The organism is Salinicola sp. 4072 (genome assembly GCF_036663415.1).
GTDB lineage: Bacteria > Pseudomonadota > Gammaproteobacteria > Pseudomonadales > Halomonadaceae > Salinicola > Salinicola salarius_A.
The window spans coordinates 53157-69493 of record NZ_JAXOVV010000023.1; the positions used below are offsets into that span (position 1 = coordinate 53157).

The window sequence follows — 16337 nt, forward strand, 5'->3', positions numbered from 1 at the left end:
GTAGCCCGTGACCCGTAGCCCGTAGCCCGTAGCCGGGATTGGCTTTTCTTACCGCGTCCAGGCGCGAAGCGCCGCTCTTGCTGCTTACCGCTCCCCGAAGGGGATTTATGACCAAAGTCGATTTCTACATCCTGCCCGATACCACGCTGGAGGCGCGGTTGAGTTTCGCCTGTCGACTGGCGGAGACGATCTACCGCAAGGGGTATCAGTTGCACATCCATACGCAGGACGAGGCCATGGCCCGCGAGCTGGACGAGCTGCTGTGGACCTTCCGCGAAGAGAGCTACGTCCCGCACCGGGTGGCGGGCGATGCGATGGAGCCGCCACCGCCGGTGACGATCGGCTGGGAAACCGTGCCGGAACCGGGTGTGCAGGCCATGTTGAATCTGCACGACGAGATTCCCGAGTGGTTCTCGCGGGTGGAGCGGGTCGCCGAGATCATCAACCAGCATCAGGACGTGCTGCGTACCAAGCGCGCCTGCTGGAAGACCTACAAGGATCGGGGATACCGCGTCGAGGCGCACAAACTCTGATCCGGGTAATGGCTGGTACCCAGCCCTCGTATCCAACATACCGACCTGACTCCATGGCCGTCGACAAGGTATAATCCCCGCCATTTTTCGCTACGCGGCATTTCGCCGTGCCGCGTGTCGTCGTCACCGATTCGAGCCCGATAGTCGCCATGGACAAGACCTACCAACCCGATCAGATCGAAACCCGCTGGTATGAAAGCTGGGAAGCCGACAACCGCTTCGCGCCGAGCGGAGAAGGCGAGCCCTTCTCGATCATGATTCCGCCGCCCAACGTGACCGGCAGCCTGCACATGGGTCACGCGTTCCAGGACACGATCATGGACACGCTGGTGCGCTGGAAGCGCATGCGCGGCAACAACACGCTGTGGCAGGTCGGCACCGATCATGCCGGCATCGCCACGCAGATGCTGGTGGAGCGCAAGCTGGCTGCGGAAACCGGCCAGACGCGCCACGATCTGGGTCGCGAGGCGTTCATCGACAAGATCTGGGAGTGGAAGGAAGAGTCCGGCGGGCACATTACCCGCCAGCTGCGCCGCATGGGGGCCAGCGTCGACTGGAGCCGCGAGCGCTTCACCATGGACGACGGCTTCTACAAGGCGGTGCAGGAAGTCTTCGTTCGCCTGCATGACGAAGGGCTGATCTATCGCGGCAAGCGCCTGGTCAACTGGGACCCGACGCTGCACACCGCGATCTCCGATCTCGAGGTGGAAAACCGCGAGCAGCAGGGCCAGTTCTGGCACTTCCGCTATCCGCTGGCCGATGGCGCCAGGACCGCCGACGGCAAGGATTACCTGGTCGTCGCCACCACCCGCCCGGAGACACTGCTGGGCGACACTGGCGTGGCGGTCAATCCGGAAGACCCGCGCTACACCTCGCTGATCGGCAAATTCATCGAGTTGCCGCTGGTCGGCCGGCGGATTCCGATCATCGCCGACGAACACGCCGACATGGAAAAGGGCTCGGGCTGCGTCAAGATCACCCCGGCCCACGACTTCAACGACTACGAGGTCGGCAAGCGCCACGATCATGCGCTGATCAACGTCTTCTCGAAAGACGCGACCATTCTCGAACGCGCCGAGGCATTCGACCTGCAGGGGCGGCCGCTGCCGGATATCGACGACACTCTGCCTGCCGCCTACGCCGGCCTGGATCGCTATGTCGCGCGGGAGCGCATCGTCGCCGACATGGAAGCCGCCGGCCTGCTCGAGCAAATCGAGACGGTCACCAACACCCTCCCCTACGGCGACCGCTCCGGTGACGTCATCGAGCCTCTGTTGACCGATCAATGGTTCGTCGCCGTCGAAAAGCTGGCCAAACCGGCCATCGAGGCGGTGGAGAACGGTGATATCGAGTTCGTGCCCAAGAACTACGAGAACATGTACTTCGCCTGGATGCGCGACCTGCAGGACTGGTGTATCTCCCGCCAGCTGTGGTGGGGCCACCGCATTCCGGCCTGGTACGACGCCGAGGGCAACGTGTTCGTCGCCCGCACCGAGCAGGAAGCCCGCGAAAAGTACCAGCTCGCCGCCGATGTGACGTTGACCCAGGACGACGACGTGCTCGATACCTGGTTCAGCTCCGGACTGTGGACCTTCGGCACCCTCGGCTGGCCGGAAAAGACACCGGAACTCGAGACCTTCCACCCCACCAGCGTGCTGGTCACCGGTTTCGACATCATCTTCTTCTGGGTCGCGCGCATGATCATGCTGACTGGCCACTTCACCGGCGAAGTGCCGTTCAAGACCGTCTACGTCCACGGTCTGGTCCGAGACGCCCAGGGCCAGAAGATGTCGAAGTCCAAGGGCAACGTGCTCGACCCGATCGATCTGATCGACGGCATCGATCTCGAAACGCTGGTGGCCAAGCGTACCGTCAACATGATGCAGCCGCAGAAGGCGCGCGCGATCGAGAAAGCGACCCGCAGCGAGTTCCCGGAAGGAATCGAGGCCCACGGTACCGACGCGCTGCGCTACACCTTCCTGTCGCTGGCGACCACCGGGCGTGACATCAAATTCGACATGGGCCGTCTCGACGGTTACCGCAACTTCTGCAACAAGCTGTGGAACGCTTCGCGCTACGTGCTGATGAATGCCGAGGGTCAGGATGTCGGACTTGGTGGCGAGCCCGTCGAGCTGTCGCTGGCCGACCGCTGGATCATTTCGCGCCTGCAGCAGACCGAAGCCCAGGTCACCAGGGCGCTGGAAGAGTACCGCTTCGATCACGCTTCCCAGGCGCTCTACGACTTCGTCTGGAACGAGTATTGCGACTGGTATCTGGAGCTCTCCAAGCCAGTGCTGTGGGAGGATGACGTACAGGGAGGTACTAATGCCGCGGGAGACAGGATGTCGGGAGCGGCCGAGCTGGAAAAAAGAAAGCGCGGCACTCGCCGCACGCTGGTCCGCGTGCTGGAGGTGATCCTGCGCCTGGCGCATCCGATGATGCCGTTCATCTCCGAGGAGATCTGGCAACGCGTCGCGCCGCTGGCCGGCACGCTTGCGCAAACGGCGGATGCCGGCAGCGCAAGCCTGATGAACCAGCCCTGGCCGGAAGCCGATGCATCGCGCATCGACGAGCAGTCGATCCGCGATATCGAATGGCTCAAGGGCGTGATCGTTGCGGTGCGCAACATCCGCGCCGAGATGAACATCGCGCCCGGCAAGCCGCTGGATGTGCTGCTGACCAAGGGCGAAGCCGGCGATCGCGATCGCCTCGAGGCCAACCGCCTGTTCCTGTCGAAACTCGCCAAGCTCGAGAGCGTAACCTGGCTCGACGACCCGGCACAGGCACCGCTGTCGGCGACGCAACTGGTCGGCGACATGGAAGTGCTGGTGCCGATGGCCGATCTGATCGACAAGGACGCGGAACTTGCGCGACTCGCCAAGGAGATCGACAAGCAGGACAAGTTGATCATTGGCATCGAGAAGAAGCTCGGCAACGAAAGCTTCACCGCCAAGGCGCCGGAAGCGGTCGTCGAGAAGGAACGCGGCAAGCTCAAGGAGTATCTGGCGGCGCGTCAGGTACTGGTCGAGCAGCGGACCAAGATCATGGATTTGTAAGTTAGCACGCCACGTTCGATGGCTGTCCATCCAGGACGGCGCTGCGCCCAGGGATGAACCTGGGCGCAAGCCGCCAGCCATCGCTTGGCTTGCCCAGTCAGCGTGACTTGCCCGGCAGCGTGGCTACTGCGCTTGCCGCTGGCACACCCAGCTAGCCCCGCCAAGTCCCTGCCAAATCCCCACACGCATTCGATTTCCGATCGCGGCCGCTTTCGCTCAAGCCTCGCTGGTTTCCAGTGCGCGCTCGACCCCTTGAACCAGACGCTCCGCATTGTCCGATGCCGTCTTGTCCGCGAACCCCTCGGTCACCATCCGGTCGCGTCCCGCGTCCTTGGCGGCGTAGAGCCGGCGATCGGCCAATTCGATCAGATCTCGCAAATGTAGCCCCTCGTCCGACGTCGCGATGCCCATCGAGAGTGTCACCGGCAGCTCGATACCATCGAACCGACAAGGTTGGAGCGCCAGCCGTTTGCGGATCCGCATAGCTGCCGCGATAGCATCGTGCTTGCTCGTATCGGGCAACAGCAGCAGGAACTCTTCACCCCCGACTCGGCCAACGCTATCTTCGTCTCGCAGCGACTGCCGCAGCAGACGAGCCAGATGACGGAGCACGGCGTCACCTGCGGTATGTCCATGGTTGTCGTTGATATCCTTGAAGTGATCGGCGTCCACCAGCACGACGACGAAGTCACGCTGGGCTCGCCAGTAGAACGAAGCCCGCTCGAAGATGGCGCGTCGATTGAGCACGCGGGTCAGGGAGTCGTGCATGGCATCGCGCCGGTAGCGATATTCGTGGCGGTCGGTGATCGTCAACATGCGCAGGATCACCACGCACAGCATGACGAAGACCAGCCCCAGCCCCAAATCGGAGAGCAGCATATCGACCGTCGATAATCTCGCGTCCGTGCCGTACAGCGGAGGCAGACGGAGTACGCCAAAAGATAGCGCAATCAAACAGCCGGTAGCCAAGATCTTGGTGCGTCTTCTGAGATCAGCAAGCATCAGCTCGACTTCGGCGAACAGCAGATAGTAGATCAAGCTGGATGAGTCAGCGGTGATGGCGATCCCGATGATGACGAAGATCAGGAAGGTAGATAGCTTGATCGTCAACGCCGTGGCCACGAAGAGCCGACGATGCAATACAAGGGCTACCACATAACCTGCCAGACAGAGTAGATTGAGCCCACCTAGCAGCGGACGATCGACCAGATACAACACAGGCGCTACCGCCAGTTGCAGACAGAAAGCCAGCAGATAGATTTCAGCCATGATCTCGAAGCTGCGCCGACGCTCGGCCGGGAGAGAATCAGGCGCCTCGGTACATTTCCGCCAGAACTCGGTACCTTTCTGCCGGATAGAAAGAAACAAGCTGCGCATTGGCGACTCATTATTGTGCTTGGGTATGACCCGTTTATGCAGGGGCTCTTCGTAGGCCTGGCTTGGTCGAAATGCCAATCACCCAAGCTGCGGGCTGATACAGTACCGGGGAAGAGAGTGGCCGAGTATCACTGCTTTTGACAAAAATTAACATTGTCAAAATCACGTACAACATTGTAGTCCAGGACTTACAATTCGCTAACCATTTCCTATGGCCGTGAATCAGGGCGAGTTCTGGTAGCCTAGACGCGCCGACACGGCACTGGACTTGGCTAATACGGAAATTTCCTATGCGTTTTCTGCACAACGACGATCTGGGCAAACTGCTGCTACGACTGTGTGTCGGTGCTCTGATCCTGCTTCACGGCATCAGCAAGCTAATGGACCCCACGAGTCTCAACGGCATTGCCCAGCAACTGGCGGGGATGGGCCTGCCGTCGTTCGTCGCCTATGGCGTGCTGATTGGCGAGATCGTCGCGCCGCTGATGGCCATTGTCGGTTGGCAGGCAAGAATTGGCGGGCTATTGATGGCAGTCAACATGGTCGTGGCGCTGATTCTCGTCCATACCTCCCAACTGTGGACTCTCAACAGCCAGGGCGGCTGGACGCTGGAACTGCAGGGCATGTTCCTGTTCGGAGCACTGGCGATCATGTTCCTGGGAAGCGGGCGCATGGCAGCCAGACCCGACTGACGAGTCGCGCCGGCAACCTCATTCGATCTTCAAGTCCGCCAGCCGCTGAGCCAGCAGCTCGGGGAAGCGCTTGAACCAGCGCTGGTTGAGCGGCGAAGGATGAGGCAACGGCGCGAGAACGAAGCGCTTGGTCTCCCCATCGTCCAGCGTCAGCTGGGTGACATGCGTCGCCGAGAAGCGGTCTTCTCGCGACCAGAAGGCCTCCAGCGCATCCCGGACCTCCCGGGACTGCCCGATACCGAACCAGAGAAACGCCTCTCGCCCCAGCGTGATCACCCGGTCACCGTCCCATTGTCGAGTCAGCAGGGCCGCCACCAACGGCTGGAAGCGGCGCTTTACGGCCATGGACCAGGCCTTGTTGCCCACCGGCTTGTAGGGAACGGTATTGATCCAGAACAGGTCGTCCCCCACCGTCAATGACGCCTCGAAGTCCGGGAGCGGTTGTCCGTGGCGGTGACGATAGAGTGCCTCCCGCACCTTTTGCCCGCCAGCACCGACGAACGGCAACCCCACTTCGACTTCCTTCTTGCCGGGGTCCCGCCCGAACACGGCGAGCTTGGCGTTTTTGGGCCCGAGGCCGACGATCGGTGCCAATGGATCGCGATCGAACTGGCGATAGACATCGCCATCCAGCCGATCGAGTTCGGCGGCTTCCCGGCGCATGGCCTTGTCGATCTCGGCCGGCAGGGGTTGAGCTTGATGATTCATGCGCTGTCCTTAGCCATCAATAATCCTTAGCCATCAATAGTCCTTGGCCAAGAGTCCTTAACCAATAGCTCTTAGCCGATAGTTCTGATCATCGACAGATCTTGGCCATCAACAGATCTTGGCCATCAATAAATACTGGCCCTGAATAGACCGACCATCGAGCTGCCGGCCTTTAGTTCCATGGCGCGTTGAGTACCAGCACTCCGGCGTTCAGATAAGCCGCAAAACCGGCCCACACCAGATAAGGCAACAGCAAGCCGGCAGCGAGGCGTGAATAGCGCGAGAAGGTCACGATCGTCCAGACGATCAACCCCCACAGCAGAAGCAGATCGAGCAGGCCGACCAGCATCCAGTGGGCTGCGAAGAACAGCCACGACCAGAGGCCGTTGGCGATCAGTTGCAGCACGAAAGGCAACAGCGCCTTTCCGCGTGCGCCGCGCGGCGCAACCAGCGTCACCTTCCAGGCCGCCACGGCCATCATCAGATACAGCAGCGTCCAGGCGACAGGGAACAGCCAGTCAGGCGGCGTCAGTGGCGGTTTGGCAAGCGCGGCGTACCACTCGCCGGGCGGCGCCAGAATGCCGCTGCTGGCAGCGATTGCCACCAGCAGCAGCCAGCCGCAGAAAAGACGACTCGAGCGACTCACGGCAATTACCAGCTACCCGTGTTTTCCATCGAGGCCCACGGCTCCTGCGGCGCCAGGGCGTCGCCTTTCTGCAGCAGTTCGATGGAGATGCCGTCCGGCGAACGCACGAAGGCCATGTGGCCGTCTCGCGGCGGACGATTGATGGTGACGCCACCCGCCTGCAACTTCTCGCACAGCGCGTAGATATCGTCGACCCGATAGGCCAGATGGCCGAAGTTGCGCCCCCCGGTGTACTCTTCCGGGTCCCAGTTGTAGGTCAGTTCGACCATCGGCGACTGCTCGGCCTTGGCGCGCGGCGTATCGTTGGGCGTTGCCAGAAACACCAGCGTGAAGCGCCCTTTCTCGCTCTCCTTTCGCGAGACTTCCTGCAGTCCCAGCAGATCGCAGTAGAAGTGCAGCGAGGCGTCGAGATCGGCGACGCGAACCATCGTGTGCAAATATTCCATGACATCTTCCTGATTCGTCAAAACGTTGAACCATTCTATGGTAGACCACGACCGACGTTCGGTGAATCGTGGACCGGCCTACCGCCTATCTCGCCATCGGCGAACGCTCCGGAAGGCAGACAAAAAGGCCCGACATCATCGATATCGGGCCTTCGACGTCATGGCGACCGGACCATCAGGTGTTCAGAAACGCGTTGCCACGTACTGACCGATCGCCTGCTGAGCCTCTTTGAGCGACTGCTGCTTGCGATCCTCGCCCATATTCAAGCCTTCCGCGTAGATCGTGTGCACGTCCTCAATACCCATCAGGCGAAGCATGTGCTTGAGATGCGGAGTCTGGGAGTCCATCTCGGTGCCGGCGTACATGCCGCCGCGGGCCGCCAGGATCAGACCGGACTTGCCCTCGAGCAGCCCCACCGGCCCGTTGGCGGTGTACTGGAAGGTCTTGCCGGCACGCAGGATGCGATCGAACCAGGACTTGAGCTGGCTGGGGATTCCCAGGTTGTAGAGCGGCACGGCCAGCACCAGCACGTCGCTGGCTTCCACTTCCGCCAGCAGGTCGTCGGAGATCCGCGCCAGCGCCTGCTGATCGGCGCTGCGTTCGCCGGACTCGGTCATCCAGCTCGTCATTTCGGCACCGGTCAGGTGCGGCAATGCCTGCTCGACCACGTTGCGCTCGACGAGCTCGACATCACGACCTTCCAGGGCCGACTTGAAGGATGCTGCCAGCACGCTGGACTGGCCGCCTTCGCCGAACAGGGAACTGGTGATGAGAAGAATGCGCTGCGCCATGAATCTGCCTCCAATGGGGATTGCACTACAGCGAGATGCCGCTATCTGGCGGCTACATGGGAAGCATTATTCATTGTGGTTTTTGAAATGAAAACCGCGAAATATGGCATGAAACGTTCGAACGCATCGACTCGTCCCGATCCCAGGTCATGACGGCCCCGCCGCCCTTGCCCTTCAATGGCTGGCTTCGACGCCCTGCCCGCAACCGTGAAACTCCCGGTCGCCGTAGCGCAGCGTCACCTTGACCGGCCACGGTTTGCCACTCATGTCGTCGAAGCAGGCGCCGGCCCGCAGATCCAGTTCCATGGGGTATCGGCCGCTGTCGCTGACCAGCACCATGCGCGCCTCGCTGCCGTTCTGCACCGAGGCGACCCGATAGTCGAAGGTATCCTTGGCCTGGCCGTAGTCGGACACCAGCGTCAGCGAATGGCTGTTGCGATCGAGGGACAGATTCCAGCCGGGTTCGTTGCCGCTGGCGTAGAAAATGCTCTCGGGATGTTCCTGCCGCGTGGTCGTCTTGCGTTCACTGGCGAGGGTGCAGACCAGCCGCCCGTTGTCGCTCTCGACGCGGGCATCGCGCCCCTGGCGCCAGAACGACAGGCCGCCGAGCTGATAGCGCGAGCCGGTGCCGACCACAGCACTGGGCAGCTCGGTTTCCCCCAGCGCCGTCCACAGCCGCAGCCGCCGATCGTCGGGCGTGGTCGTCACCAGATCCTGGGAGGGCGTACAGCGCCAGGCGGTAAAGGCCTCGCCCCCATCGGCAAAGAAGGCGCTTGGCATCAGCGGCGACTTGAGCGCATCCAGCCCTGACGGCGGCGCGGCGGAAGACACCTCCTGCTGCCCGCCGCTGGCGCAACCCGCGAGCATGAGCACGCCGACCGACAGGGTCAGCCAGCGAACCGATGAACGATGACGATAGAGGGCGCGGCGGTCTTTGCCAGCCTGAAGCGCTTTGGACATGAGCACGATTCCCGAGAGATGTCTGAACACGGATAGCCGTCACAAAAAATCGCCGGGAGCGATTTTTGACGTCGCGCAGCGACGGCCCGGAGGGTGACCGCCAGGGATGGCAGGTCACAAAAAAGCGCCGCGAGATCGTCTCGCGGCGCAACGCTCAGCCTAACATGTCAGCGTCATCGATGGGCCAAACCCAGCGGCTGGCCAAACCCGGCGAGGTTCATTGCGCCGAGCGCGCTTCAGGCATAGCGCCGTCTCAGTTCCCGGGCCGCCTCGACCATATTGGCCAGTGCCGGCTCCACTTCGGCCCAGCCCCGCGTCTTGAGACCGCAGTCCGGATTGACCCAGAGCCGCTCGGCCGGGATCTTTTCCGCGGCCTTGACCATCAGATCGACCATCCAGGCACGCTCGGGAATGTTCGGCGAGTGGATGTCGTAGACGCCCGGCCCGATCTCGTTGGGCCCGATTTTGCTGGAATCACCGAAGTGCTGGAAGGCGTCCAGCAGTTCCATGCCGGAACGCGAGGTCTCGATGGTGATGACATCGGCATCCATGGCGGCGATGGCGCCGATGATGTCGTTGAACTCCGCATAGCACATGTGGGTATGGATCTGCGTCTCGTCGGCAACCACGGCAGCGCTCAGTTGGAAGCACTCCACCGCCCAGTCGAGATACGCTTGCCATTCGGCCTGCCGCAACGGCAGCCCTTCCCGCAGCGCCGGTTCGTCGATCTGGATGATCGCGATACCGGCACGTTCCAGGTCGGCGACCTCGTCACGCAGCGCCAGGGCGATCTGGCGGCAGGTGGTGGCGCGGGGCTGATCGTCACGAACGAAGGACCACTGCAGGATCGTCACCGGCCCGGTGAGCATGCCTTTCATGGGCTTGTCGGTCAGCGACTGGGCGTACTCGCTCCAGCGCACCGTCATCGCTTCAGGCCGCATCACGTCACCGAAGATCACCGGCGGCTTGACGCAGCGGGAGCCGTAGCTCTGTACCCACCCGTTCTGGGTGAAGGCAAAACCGTCGAGCTGCTCGCCGAAATACTCGACCATGTCGTTACGCTCGGCCTCGCCATGCACCGGCACATCGAGTCCCAGCTGTTGCTGGCGTTCGACCACCAGCGCGATCTCTTCGCGCATGCGGGCTTCGTAATCCGCCGCGTCGAGCTCGCCCCGCTTGAAGTCGCGGCGGGCCGCACGGATTTCCTGCGTCTGCGGGAAGGAGCCGATCGTGGTGGTCGGGAACAGCGGCAGATTCAGTCGCTCACGCTGTGCCGCGGCCCGAACCGTGTAGACGCTGGCGCGACGCGTGTCGGCATTGCCGACCTTCGACAGACGCTCGGCAACCTGCGGCTTGTGAATGCGCTGTGACTCGCGCCGCGCCGCCAGGGCTCGGCTGGCATCCTCGACGCGCTGGCGATCCGCCGCCGTTTCCGCGCCGTCGAGCACGTGCGACAGTGCCACGACTTCATCCAGCTTCTGACGCGCGAACGCCAGCCAGCTCTTCAGCTCCGGATCGAGCTTGATTTCGTTGTCCAGATCCACCGGCACGTGGAGCAGCGAACAGCTCGGGGCCAGCCACAGCCGATCGCCTAGGCGAGATTTGGCATCCTTGAGTTCACTGGCGAGACGTTCGAGGTCGGCGCGCCAGATGTTGCGGCCGTCGATGGCTCCGACGGAAAGCACCTTGTAGGGCGACAGGCGATCGAGCACGGCCCTGAGCTGCTGCGGTGCCCGCACCAGATCCACGTGCAGCCCCTCGACCGGCAGCGATACCGCCAGCCCCAGGTTGTCACCGAGGCCGCCGAAGTAACTTGCCACCAGCAGCTTGACCGGGGCCGATTGCAGCTGATTGTAGGCGGATTCGAACGCGCGCTGCCACTCGCCCGGCAGATCCTGGACCAGCGCCGGCTCGTCCAGCTGCACCCATTCGACGCCGGCGTCGGCGAGCCGGCTTAGGATTTGGCCATAGGTCGCGACCAGATCGTCGAGCAACGAAAGGCGTTCGAGCCCTTCGCTCTTGGACTTGGCCAGCCACAACCAGGTGACGGGGCCGGTCAGCGCCACCTTGACCGGATGCCCTTGCGCCTTGGCTTCGGCCACTTCCTCGAACAGCCGCTTACTGGCAATCCGGAACGTCTGTCCTTCGTACAACTCCGGCACCAGATAGTGATAATTGGTGTCGAAATACTTGGTCATCTCGCAGGCCGGCGCCGGCTCGCCGGAGGGAGCGCGGCCCCGTGCCATGCGGAAACTGGTGTCGAGATCGACCTCCCCTTCGACACTGCCGAAGCGTGGCGGCACCGCCCCCACCAGCACGGAAACGTTGAGCACCTGATCGTAGAAAGCGAAGTCACCGACGGTGACGACATCCAGGCCGGCGTCAATCTGGTCCTGCCAGTGCGCCTTGCGCAGTCGCGCGCCTTCCTTTTCGAGTCCGTCTCGGTCCAGCTCGCCCTTCCAGTAGGCTTCGACGGCTTTCTTCAATTCGCGATGCGCGCCGATGCGCGGATAGCCCAGAGTGTGCACCAGGGTGGTCATTTGTGGGGTCTCTCGGAGTTAACGGTTAGAATGGAGAAGATCATGGCTTGGCGGGCAGTCTCTCCGGCAACGCACCTTGAATCAAACGCGTTTATCTAATCCTCAACGTGAGCACAGTTCATCACATGCTCGAACTTCGCCATCTCCGCACGTTGATCGCTCTGCGTGACACCGGCTCGCTGGTCGAAGCGGCGGAGCGCGTTCACCTGACCCAGTCGGCGCTATCGCACCAGATCAAGGATCTCGAGTCGCGGCTCGGCATGCCGTTGTTTGCCCGCAAGACGCGTCCGGTGTCGTTCACCCGCGCCGGGGAACGGCTGCTGACCCTGGCCGAACAGGTGCTGCCCCAGCTGCGTCTGGCGGAACGCGATCTGGCACGGCTGGCCGGCCACGAACAGGGTCGCCTGCACATGGCGATCGAGTGCCACAGCTGCTTCCAGTGGCTGATGCCGACGATCGACCATTTCCGCGACCACTGGCCGGAGGTGGAAGTCGATATTCCCAGCGGCCAGAACTTCGATCTGCTGCCGGGGCTGACGCGCGAGGCGCTCGATCTGGTCATCACGGACAACCCGGAGCCGTTGCCGGGCGTACACTATGCGCCGCTGTTCCGCTACGAAGGCCTGCTTGCCGTTGCCAAGCAGCATGCGCTGGCGACCCGAAGCTGGGTCGAGCCTTCGGATCTCGCCACGGAAACGCTCATCGTCTATCCGGTGGATCACTCCCGTCTGGATGTCTTCACCCAGTTTCTCGATCCTGCCGGCGTACGCCCGCAGGAGATCCGCAGCGCCGAACTCACGGTGATGATGATGCAGCTGGTGGCGAGTGGCCGCGGAGTGTGCGCCCTGCCCAACTGGGCGCTGACGGAGTATCTGGAGCGGGATTACGTCAAGGCGCTGCCGCTGGGCAAGGACGGGGTGTGGAGCACGCTCTACGCGGCAGTGCGGGAGGACAATCTGGAACTGCCGTGGATGGAGGACTTCATCCGCACCGCAAGAGACACTTCGTTTGCGGTGCTCAGTGGCGTCAAGCCAGCCGGCACGCCGGACGACGCCTGACGATCGGGCGCTTACCGAAGCCGCGAATGGGGCAACCGCGAAGGGTCGTCAGACCGTCTCTTCGTCGAATGTCAGCGGCCGAATCGCCTCCCGGCCGTGTAGCGGCAGCAGCAGACTGAAGCGAGCGCCGCCCAGGCTTTCGCTGCGATCGACCACGACATTGCCGCCGTGCCAGGCCATGATCTTCTGGACGATGGAGAGCCCCAGGCCGTAGCCGCCCGAGCGCCGGGTGCGACTGTCGTCCAGCCGGGCGAATGGCTTGAAGATGGCGATGCGCTTCTCTTCCGGCACCCCGGGGCCATCGTCTTCGACATCGATGCGCACGGCTCGGGGTTCGCGATGGACCTTCACCACGACCTGACTCTCCGCATGCCGGCAGGCATTGGCGACCAGGTTCTGGACCGCACGCTGCAGATAGCGTGGCTCCGCCTCCACCTCGAGCTCTTCGCCATCGGCAACGCGCAGTTCGAGATGCGGATGCAGCGGGCTCAACGTCTCCAGCACCCGCCAGGCGAGCGCGCGGCACTCCAGACTTTCCGTCTGCAGCGTCACGCCTTGGGCATTCTCGCTGTCGAGCTTGGCATAGGTGAGGATTTCGTCGATCAGCCGGTCGAGTTCGGCAATATCCTCGTCGATGCCCGCCAGTTGGCGCTGCGCGATCTCGTCCTTGCTGAGATCTTCCAGCATCTGCACCGCAAAGCGAATGCGTGCCACCGGCGTACGCAGCTCGTGGGAGACGGCCCGAATCATCTCCTGCTGGCTGCGCAGCAGCGTCTGGACCTGCGCCGCCATGCCGTTGAGCGCCATGCCCAGACGGCCGATGAAGTCGTTGCTGTCGACCCGCACTCGCGAGTTGAGATGACCTGCCGCAATGCGCGTCGCGGCCCGTTCGAGCCGCCCCACCCGGCCTTCGACGCCCCACACGATGAGATAGATGGCGCCGGCCAGCGTCGTCAGCACCATGATCAGCAGGGCCAGCGCCAGCGATAACGGCATCGATTCGAAACTGGGCAGCGGGCCGATTCGCAACCAGCGATCCGGCCCGACCCGGGCGTGAATGTAGAGCGCACTCAGCCCCGTTTCGAGACGCACCACCACTTCGCCGGCGTCGAGGCGCGTCGCCTGGATAGGATCGACATCCGTCGGCGGCGAAGTATAGAGACCAACCGGCATGTGGAACTGCTGTTGGACGCGCGCCAGTCGACGCGCCTGGACATCGTCCTGTTCGCCGCTCAGCCAGCTGCGCAGCACTTCGGTGATACCACGAAGCTGCATCTCGTTGAGACTGTTGATCCGTGCCGCCAGCACCCAGCTGGAGTTGGGCAGCTGGTACAGCGAGCGCCAGCCATCATCGGTGGATTCGATGACCGGGCGGTTTTCATGCAGGCGCGCCCGCTCGAAGTAATTCAGCGACAGGTCATCGAGCTGGAACAATCCCAGCGGCATGCCCAGTGTCGAGGCCATCGACGCCAGCCAGTCATCGCGTTGCGCCAGCGGCTGACGGGAGACGAGATCGGAAAGCAGTGCCAGCGGGCCGCTGACGAGATTTTCGCGGTAGTGCTCCTGGCGCACCTTGTCGACGACCAGGAAACCGAACAGTACCAGCGCAAAGGTAATGACCAACGCCGCCAGCAGCGATACGTAGAATCGCAGAAAAGTGCTGTCGGTAAAGGAACGACGCATGTTGGATCTCGCGGGAAGTGTCGGGTGAGCCGAGGGGAAAACGGCGACCGCGATCGCCGTTTTCTCTCAACTGTCTCTCACGAACAGATACCCTTTGCTCCGTACGGTCTTGATGCGATGAGGGTGGTTGGGATCGTCGCCGATCTTGGGGCGAATGCGCGAGACGCGTACGTCGATGGAGCGATCCTGCCCGTCGTATTTGATCCCGCGCAACTGGGAGAAGATCTCTTCACGCGTCAATACCCGGCCTGCGCTGTCGGCCAGTAGCCAGAGCAGATCGAATTCCGCGCTGGTGAGGTCGATGCGCTCCTCTTCCAGCCACGCCTCGCGAGTGGCGCTGTCGATGACCAGATTGTCGAACGTCAGGCGCGTCGCCCCGCTCGAGGAAACCAGGGTATCGGCGCGACGCATCAGCGCGCGCATGCGCGCCAGCAGCACTCGTGGCTGAACCGGCTTGGGAACGTAATCGTCGGCCCCCATTTCCAGGCCCAGAACCTGATCCATGTCGTCGGTGCGTGCCGTCAACATCAGAATGGGACCGGCATAATGCGGTCGTACCCGACGGCAGATCGATAGACCGTCCTCACCCGGCAGCATCAGGTCGAGGATCACCATGTCCGGCTGCTCCTCGATGATGCGTTCCACCCCGTTGGCGCCATCGTGTTCGAGCCCGACCTGGAAACCGTTGGCCTCCAGATATTCACGTGTCAGATGCGCCAGACGCTCGTCGTCTTCGATGATCAATACGCGATCTTGATGTGCAGTGCTGTCCAAGCTGTCATCCATCCCTTTGAGTTGGCCTCGAAACCCTGCATACCACGGTCTTGATTTATTATTGGCAGTTAACGGCATCAAGCGACTTCAAGAGCCAGGCAGATATAATTTACCGTTACTGCGCTAATGTTCTGGATAATCAGCTATGCCTGAAGAGAGCCTAGCGGATTAAACAGTATCATACCCGAATTGTTCCCTGTGTAACCCGGTATCGGCAATGGACTACGCAGTTAATGGATAAATTCAGACAAGAGACCGATAAGGTTGGCTTACAAAAACGACAGTGTCAGTAGCGCTTTGGCAAGCCATCTCGAGGCGCCAGGCGTTGCTGGCGCTCACCGACTCTATCCTGAACTCAGCGGCTCAAGTCCACGTCCCGCGTCTGCCCCTTGCCGAGTTCGATCTGCTTGATGATGATCGGACTGCGTGATTTGCCACCGGGAAGCAGCACGCTGCCGGCAACGTAGAACACGCCTGCGGGTATGCCTCTGACGACGAAATAGCCATTGCCGTCAGTCTTGGCGTAGTGCGTATATTCACGAGCACGGGAGTCGGCCGGTTCGATCTTGCGTCCCGAAAGCGCCACCTCGGCGGCTTCGGCCGCATAGCGCGTCGCTGGCGCCACCGAAACCGTCTCATCGGAACCCACGAGCGTCTGCCCATCCGACGTTCTATAGGTCAACCGCCCCTGGACGGCCGAGGTCCCGCGCTTTTCGAGCCGGGCATACTCCTCGGCAGGGAAGGGAATCTGGCGTTTCACCACGGCCTCATCGCTGCCGGAGCGATCGAAGATATCGGGCATCTGAAACGATCCCGTCGATAGACTTTCGCAACCTGCCAACGCCAGCATCATCAGCGCCAACACACCCACCCGAAGATTCCCTGCCACCATCGATTCTCTCCCTGACTGTCAATCACCGGCCGCAACGCAAGAGATGCTATCAGCCCGGCTTATTCATGAGGCCGGCCCGAAAACGAAGATAGCGGATGGTATTCTCTTGAAAATTCAGTGTGTTCCGCCAAGAATCTGAACCAAGAGAGCCATCCGCTATGGGTGAAAGCCTATCCACCT

14 protein-coding genes are annotated in these 16337 nt (G+C 62.2%); 4 read left to right on the plus strand and 10 right to left on the minus strand.

Going from position 1 to position 16337, the window contains the following annotated elements; genetic code table 11:
* Nucleotides 1-107: 107 nt before the first annotated feature.
* Both R3F72_RS14720 and R3F72_RS14725 read left to right on the plus strand, forming a co-directional pair.
* Nucleotides 108-533 (plus strand): DNA polymerase III subunit chi, encoded by a 426-nt coding sequence (locus tag R3F72_RS14720; protein WP_332780024.1) that lies wholly within the window; start codon nt 108-110, stop codon nt 531-533.
* Nucleotides 534-682: 149 nt separating this feature from the next.
* The gene (locus R3F72_RS14725; protein ID WP_332780025.1) at nt 683-3589 is read left to right on the plus strand and encodes a valine--tRNA ligase; all 2907 of its coding nucleotides are present in this window, start codon (nt 683-685) and stop codon (nt 3587-3589) included.
* A 216-nt stretch (nt 3590-3805) separates the two neighbouring features.
* On the opposite strand, the gene R3F72_RS14730 is transcribed toward R3F72_RS14725, so the two are convergent.
* Entirely contained in the window at nt 3806-4966 is a 1161-nt protein-coding gene (locus tag R3F72_RS14730) for a GGDEF domain-containing protein (protein ID WP_332780026.1), read from the minus strand.
* A 290-nt stretch (nt 4967-5256) separates the two neighbouring features.
* On the opposite strand from R3F72_RS14730, the gene R3F72_RS14735 reads away from it, so the two are divergent.
* Nucleotides 5257-5658, plus strand: a complete 402-nt coding sequence (locus R3F72_RS14735; protein WP_071229982.1) for a DoxX family protein — start codon at nt 5257-5259, stop codon at nt 5656-5658.
* A gap of 18 nt (nt 5659-5676) precedes the next feature.
* Here the strand turns inward: R3F72_RS14735 and R3F72_RS14740 are convergent, their stop codons facing one another.
* The 6 genes from R3F72_RS14740 to metE all read right to left on the minus strand — a co-directional run bounded on the left by R3F72_RS14740 (nt 5677) and on the right by metE (nt 11750).
* Nucleotides 5677-6366: a uracil-DNA glycosylase family protein gene (locus R3F72_RS14740; RefSeq protein ID WP_303853597.1), complete on the minus strand. Its 690-nt coding sequence runs from the start codon at nt 6364-6366 to the stop codon at nt 5677-5679.
* 172 nt (nt 6367-6538) lie between these two features.
* Nucleotides 6539-7012 carry a TspO/MBR family protein gene (locus tag R3F72_RS14745; protein ID WP_303853596.1) on the minus strand — a complete coding sequence of 158 codons (474 nt, stop codon included), beginning with the start codon at nt 7010-7012 and terminating at the stop codon, nt 6539-6541.
* Nucleotides 7013-7017: 5 nt separating this feature from the next.
* Entirely contained in the window at nt 7018-7458 is a 441-nt protein-coding gene (locus R3F72_RS14750) for a VOC family protein (RefSeq protein ID WP_087718466.1), read from the minus strand.
* Between the two features lie 183 nt (nt 7459-7641).
* On the minus strand, nt 7642-8250 hold the full coding sequence (locus R3F72_RS14755) for an FMN-dependent NADH-azoreductase (RefSeq protein ID WP_332780027.1): 609 nt from the start codon (nt 8248-8250) through the stop codon (nt 7642-7644).
* Nucleotides 8251-8424: 174 nt separating this feature from the next.
* The gene (locus R3F72_RS14760) at nt 8425-9210 is read right to left on the minus strand and encodes a C-type lysozyme, inhibitor (RefSeq protein WP_332780028.1); all 786 of its coding nucleotides are present in this window, start codon (nt 9208-9210) and stop codon (nt 8425-8427) included.
* A 236-nt stretch (nt 9211-9446) separates the two neighbouring features.
* Nucleotides 9447-11750 (minus strand): 5-methyltetrahydropteroyltriglutamate--homocysteine S-methyltransferase, encoded by a 2304-nt coding sequence (gene metE, locus R3F72_RS14765; protein ID WP_332780029.1) that lies wholly within the window; start codon nt 11748-11750, stop codon nt 9447-9449.
* Nucleotides 11751-11875: 125 nt separating this feature from the next.
* On the opposite strand from metE, the gene R3F72_RS14770 reads away from it, so the two are divergent.
* Entirely contained in the window at nt 11876-12808 is a 933-nt protein-coding gene (locus R3F72_RS14770) for a LysR family transcriptional regulator (RefSeq protein ID WP_332780030.1), read from the plus strand.
* Between the two features lie 48 nt (nt 12809-12856).
* Here R3F72_RS14770 and R3F72_RS14775 read toward each other — a convergent pair whose 3' ends face one another.
* The 3 genes from R3F72_RS14775 to R3F72_RS14785 all read right to left on the minus strand — a co-directional run bounded on the left by R3F72_RS14775 (nt 12857) and on the right by R3F72_RS14785 (nt 16157).
* Complete coding sequence (locus R3F72_RS14775; RefSeq protein ID WP_332780031.1) at nt 12857-14491, minus strand: ATP-binding protein; 1635 nt, start codon at nt 14489-14491, stop codon at nt 12857-12859.
* A gap of 66 nt (nt 14492-14557) precedes the next feature.
* Complete coding sequence (locus R3F72_RS14780; protein ID WP_332780032.1) at nt 14558-15277, minus strand: response regulator; 720 nt, start codon at nt 15275-15277, stop codon at nt 14558-14560.
* A 343-nt stretch (nt 15278-15620) separates the two neighbouring features.
* Entirely contained in the window at nt 15621-16157 is a 537-nt protein-coding gene (locus R3F72_RS14785; RefSeq protein WP_332780033.1) for a carboxypeptidase-like regulatory domain-containing protein, read from the minus strand.
* Nucleotides 16158-16337 lie beyond the last annotated feature (180 nt).